Source organism: Leucobacter chromiiresistens (genome assembly GCF_001477055.1).
In the GTDB taxonomy this organism is placed as follows: Bacteria; Actinomycetota; Actinomycetes; order Actinomycetales; family Microbacteriaceae; genus Leucobacter; species Leucobacter chromiiresistens_A.
In genome coordinates this window covers 1-809 of record NZ_LDRK01000139.1, presented here as the reverse complement: position 1 = coordinate 809, position 809 = coordinate 1, and the positions used below count along the sequence as shown (strand labels likewise).

2 protein-coding genes are annotated in these 809 nt (G+C 74.9%); both read left to right on the top strand.

The genetic code is table 11. From position 1 onward, the window contains the following. The coding region (locus NS354_RS12595; RefSeq protein ID WP_193750783.1) for an alpha/beta fold hydrolase at window positions 1-456 on the top strand (456 nt) is incomplete at its 5' end. Continuing rightward, the gene (locus NS354_RS12590) at window positions 449-640 is read left to right on the top strand and encodes a hypothetical protein (RefSeq protein WP_058594792.1); all 192 of its coding nucleotides are present in this window, start codon (window positions 449-451) and stop codon (window positions 638-640) included. The genes NS354_RS12595 and NS354_RS12590, both read left to right, overlap by 8 nt. The last annotated feature ends 169 nt before the right edge of the window (window positions 641-809 follow it).

Here is an 809-nt window from a genome sequence, read left to right as displayed (position 1 = left end):
CGGCACCCCGAGCTCGTCGAGGCGCTCGTGCTCATCGCCCCGACGGTGAACCCGCGCGAGCGCTCCGCGATCCGGCAGGGCCTGCGCATGGTGCAGGATCTGATCGGGGAGTCGCCGAAGGTGATCCTGCTCGGACTGCGCGAGTACGCGAAGACGAGCCCGAAATGGTTCCTGAACAAGCTCCGCTTCATGCTGGCGCACCGCCTCGAGCGGATCTGCCCCGGCATCTCGGCGCCGACGCTCGTGCTCAGCGGCGCGACCGACCGGGTCTGCCCGCGGGAGTGGGTGCTGCAGGTCGCGAGAGCGCTGCCCGATGCCGCGTTCGAGTCCATCCCGCACCGGGGCCACGAGGCCATCATCCGCAGCGCGGAGCCGGTGGCGTCCATGATTCTCGACTTCGTGCGGCGACGCTCGGCGGGGTCGCCTCGATCGGAGTACCCTGGGCACGGTGAGTGAGCAGGAGAGAGCGGCGAAGCGGGCGATCGTGATGTGGGTCGCCGCGGGCATCGTGGTGTGGGGCGGCATCGGGGCCGTGCTGGGCGGCATGATCGGACTGGTCGGCCTGGGCGCGGGCACCGGGCTCGCGGTGGGCGCCGTGGCCGGGTTCCTCATCGGCATGCCCTCGGGCGGCGGCGAGTAGCTGCGCCGCGGCCGCCCGGCGCCGTGCCGCCCGGCCTCGCGCCGCCCTGCGCCGCCCGGCCTCGCGCCGCCCTGCGCCGTGCCGGGCCGAACCCCCTGCCCCGCGTCGTCCGGCGCCGTGCAGGAGATCCGGCGCCGGACGACGCGGGGCAGGGGGTTCGGCCCGGCAC